The sequence below is a fragment of the Rhizobacter sp. genome (assembly GCF_035702065.1).
In the GTDB taxonomy this organism is placed as follows: domain Bacteria; phylum Pseudomonadota; class Gammaproteobacteria; order Burkholderiales; family Burkholderiaceae_C; genus Rhizobacter.
In genome coordinates this window covers 1-3,506 of sequence record NZ_DASSRA010000146.1, presented here as the reverse complement: position 1 = coordinate 3,506, position 3,506 = coordinate 1, and the positions used below count along the sequence as shown (strand labels likewise).

4 protein-coding genes are annotated in these 3,506 nt (G+C 68.7%); 1 reads left to right on the top strand and 3 read right to left on the bottom strand.

Annotated elements, in window-relative coordinates; genetic code table 11:
* Positions 1–76 precede the first annotated feature (76 nt).
* Positions 77–541 carry a 5-(carboxyamino)imidazole ribonucleotide mutase gene (purE, locus tag VFL64_RS07005; RefSeq protein WP_489539659.1) on the bottom strand — a complete coding sequence of 155 codons (465 nt, stop codon included), beginning with the start codon at positions 539–541 and terminating at the stop codon, positions 77–79.
* Between the two features lie 121 nt (positions 542–662).
* On the opposite strand from purE, the gene VFL64_RS07000 reads away from it, so the two are divergent.
* The gene (locus tag VFL64_RS07000; protein ID WP_489539658.1) at positions 663–1,604 is read left to right on the top strand and encodes a tetratricopeptide repeat protein; all 942 of its coding nucleotides are present in this window, start codon (positions 663–665) and stop codon (positions 1,602–1,604) included.
* 17 nt (positions 1,605–1,621) lie between these two features.
* Here the strand turns inward: VFL64_RS07000 and VFL64_RS06995 are convergent, their stop codons facing one another.
* Entirely contained in the window at positions 1,622–2,722 is a 1,101-nt protein-coding gene (locus VFL64_RS06995) for a hypothetical protein (protein ID WP_489539657.1), read from the bottom strand.
* 7 nt (positions 2,723–2,729) lie between these two features.
* Positions 2,730–3,506: phosphoribosylaminoimidazolesuccinocarboxamide synthase (locus VFL64_RS06990; RefSeq protein ID WP_489539656.1), on the bottom strand; the 777-nt coding region annotated here is incomplete at its 5' end.

Here is a 3,506-nt window from a genome sequence, read left to right as displayed (position 1 = left end):
GCGTGCACGAACATGCGGCCCAGCTGGCCGCCGCCCATCACGCCCAGGGTGGCGCCGGGGGCGATGAAGCTCGTCGTCATTTCAGTTCGGCACTCATGGCCCGGGCCGCTTCGGTCTGTTTGGCGCGGTAGGCCTCCAGCTTGGCGCGCAAGGCGGGCTGCTCGTTGGCCAGCATGGCCACCGCAAAGAGGGCCGCATTGGCAGCCCCGGCGTTGCCGATGGCAAATGTCGCCACCGGGATGCCCTTGGGCATCTGCACGATCGAATGCAGGGAATCGACGCCCTGCAGATGGCGGCTGGCCACCGGCACGCCCAGCACCGGCACCGTGGTCTTGGCGGCCAGCATGCCGGGAAGGTGGGCGGCCCCGCCAGCACCCGCGATGATGGCGCGCAGCCCGCGCGTGGCCGCACCTTCGGCGTAGGCAAACATGTCGTCGGGCATGCGATGCGCCGAGACGACCCGGGCCTCGAAGGGGACACCGAACTCGGCGAGAATCTCGGTCGCGAGGCGCAGGGTGTCCCAGTCGCTGCTGGACCCCATCACCACGCCGACCACGGGGGCGCTGCTCAAGGCTCGCTCCAAATGCTGAAGAACCTTGAATTGTAGGCGGGGCGGCGTCACCTCCCCTCTTTACGCCCCACCCCAGACCCCGCAGAACACGATGGACATCACGATTCAAAACTTCGAGGCCGACCTGATCCATGCGTCGATGCAGCAGCCAGTGCTGCTGGACATCTGGGCGCCCTGGTGCGGCCCCTGCAAGGCGCTCACGCCGGTGCTGGAGAAGCTGGAGGTCGCCTATGCCGGCCGCTTCAAGCTGGCCAAGCTCAATGCCGACGAGCAGCCCGAGATCTCGGGCCAGCTGTCGCAGATGTTCGGTGTGCGCAGCATCCCGTTCTGCGTGATGTTCAAGGACGGCCAGCCGGTCGATGGTTTCGTCGGTGCGCTGCCCGAAGAGAAGCTGCGCGAGTTCCTCGACCGCCACGTGCCCAGCGCCGATGAAGCCGCTGCCGAAGAAGAGGTGGCGCTGGCCGGAGAGCTGCTGGCAGAAGGCGACACCGAGAGCGCGCTCGAGAAGCTGCAGGAAGCCGTGGCCATCGACCCCGCCAACGACACCGCCCGCTACGACTACCTGCGCGCGCTGCTGATGGCCGGCCGCGTGGCCGAGGCACGCCGCGCCTTCGAGCCGGTGGCCAGCAAGGTGATGCTCGACAGCCGCCTGTCGGCCGCGGGCCACTGGATCGACGCTGCCGAGAAGGCCGCATCGGCCCGCAGCGCGGAGGCACTGGCCGCCGCCATCGCAGCCAACCGCCGCGACTTCGACGCGCGCTTCGAGCTTGCCCAAACGCATTTCGCCGCCCAGCACTTCACCCAGGCCATGGACGAACTGCTGGAGATCGTGATGCGCGACAAGGCCTGGAACGGCGAACTGGCGCGCAAGACCTACGTCGCCATCCTCGAACTGATGAACAAGCCCGCACCGGCCAAGGCCGAGGCAGCGGTTCCCAAGGGCGCACTGGAAGTGGCCGGCAAGGTGAACACCGCGCCGGCCGACCCGGTGGTCGATCAGTACCGGCGCAAGTTGAGCATGGCGCTGTTCTAAGCCCGCGCCCGGGCCCTCTAAGCGCGAACCTTGGCGAGGGCCGCGTCCACCAAAGACACCGTCAGCGCCTGATCGCGCTCGTGCGTGCGCCAGTCCAGGGCGGCCTGCGCTTCGTGGGGAGCCGCCAGGTCGGCGCGGCCCAGCTGCGCGAACACCTGCGCCAGGCGGCTGTGGGCAGCAGCCCGGTCGTCCACGTCGCGGTCGTGTGCCACCGCCACCTCCGCCGCCAGCGCATCTTTCAGAGCCTGCGCCGTCTGGCCCAGCTGCAAGCGGCACCAGGCGAGATCGGCACCCAGGAAGGCACGCTTGCCATCCAGACCCTGCAACAGGCCGTCGCTGAAATGGGCCTCGTACAAGGCCACCGCGTCGGCACACCTGCCTTGCAGCGAGCCGACCTGAGCGCGCAGCAGCGGCACGAGGGCGTCGAGTGATTCGGTACCCACCAGCGCATTGAAGTTGCGGATCGATTCCAGACCCAGCGTGGCGCGACGGGTGACGGCCTCGTCGGCCTCGCCCCGCAGCACGACCTGGCGCGCCCCGTCAGCCATGAGGCCGGCCATGTTGTGCATCACGGCCCCCAGCATCGCCTCGTCGCCTTCGGCATTGGCATGCTGGCGCGCCTTGGCATACCAGGGCTGCGCGGCCTCCAGGCGCCCGCCGAAGTGATAGGACATCGCCACCACGAGGCAGCCTCGCGCCAGGGCCGCGTGGTGCTCGGGCTGGGCCAACTCGAAACATTCGCCGATGTGACGGGCCAGCGCCTCCAGGTCGTGGTCGACATAGTCCATGTGGGACAGCCAGGCCATCGACAGGGCGCGCAGCCGGGAGTCACGCGCTGCCGTCCCCAAGGCATAGGCCCGGCTCATCCTGTCCCGCGCCGAACGGTTGAGGTTGCTGAAGTAGTTCACGTGCCCTTCGGCCAGGCTGAGCCATGCGCTCACCGACAGATCGGGCTTCCTGGCATACCGCTCCTGCAAGGCGGCGAGCGTGCTGCGCGCCTCGGTCAGCTGCCCCTGTCGTGCCAGCAGAGCAACCCGCTCGGCGCGCAGACAGTCGGCCTGGGTGGGGGATGCAGCGGCGATCGCCACATCGAGGTGGTTCAGCAGACGCGACTTCATGGCGGGCTCAGGTGGTCAGCCGTTGCAGCGCTTCGCGGTACTTGGCGGCGGTGTTGGCCACCACCTCGGGCGGCAGGGCCGGGGCCGGGGCCGTCTTGTTCCAGGGTTGGCCGTTCACGCGGGCCTGCTCCAGCCAGTCACGCACGAACTGCTTGTCGTAGCTCGGCGGGTTGCGGCCGGCACCGAACGCCGCTTCGTAGCCTTCGACCGGCCAGAAGCGCGAGGAGTCGGGCGTGAGCACCTCGTCCATCAGCGTGAGCGTGCCGTCGGCATCGAGGCCGAACTCGAACTTGGTGTCGGCAATGATGATGCCCTTCTTCAGCGCGATCTCGGCGGCCGTGCTGTACAGCTTGATCGCCGTGCTGCGCACGCGCTCGGCCAGGTCGGCACCGATGATCTGCTGCATGCGCTCGAACGGGATGTTCTCGTCGTGGTCGCCCATCTCGGCTTTGGTGGCCGGCGTGAAGATGGGCTCGGGCAGGCGGCTCGCGTTCTTGAGGCCGGCAGGCAGCTTCACCCCGCACACCGACTGCGAGGCCTGGTACTCCTGCCAGCCGCTGCCGGCGAGGTAGCCGCGCACCACCGCTTCGATCGGCAGCGGCTTGAGCCGCTTGACGAGCATGGAGCGGCCACGCACCTGCTCGCGTTCGGCGGCCGACACCACCGAGGTCGGGTCGTCGCCGGTCAGGTGGTTGGGCACGATGCCTTGCAGGTGGGCGAACCAGAAGAGCGCCATCTCGGTGAGCAAGGCGCCCTTGCCGGGAATGGGCTCGCCCATGATCAC

What these genes read in the sequence shown, in the direction of transcription:
- purE (WP_489539659.1), bottom strand. Translation starts at nt 541, where the DNA reads ATGGGGTCCAGCAGCGACTGGGACACCCTGCGCCTCGCGACCGAGATT.
- VFL64_RS07000 (WP_489539658.1), top strand. Translation starts at nt 663, where the DNA reads ATGGACATCACGATTCAAAACTTCGAGGCCGACCTGATCCATGCGTCG.
- VFL64_RS06995 (WP_489539657.1), bottom strand. Translation starts at nt 2,722, where the DNA reads ATGAAGTCGCGTCTGCTGAACCACCTCGATGTGGCGATCGCCGCTGCA.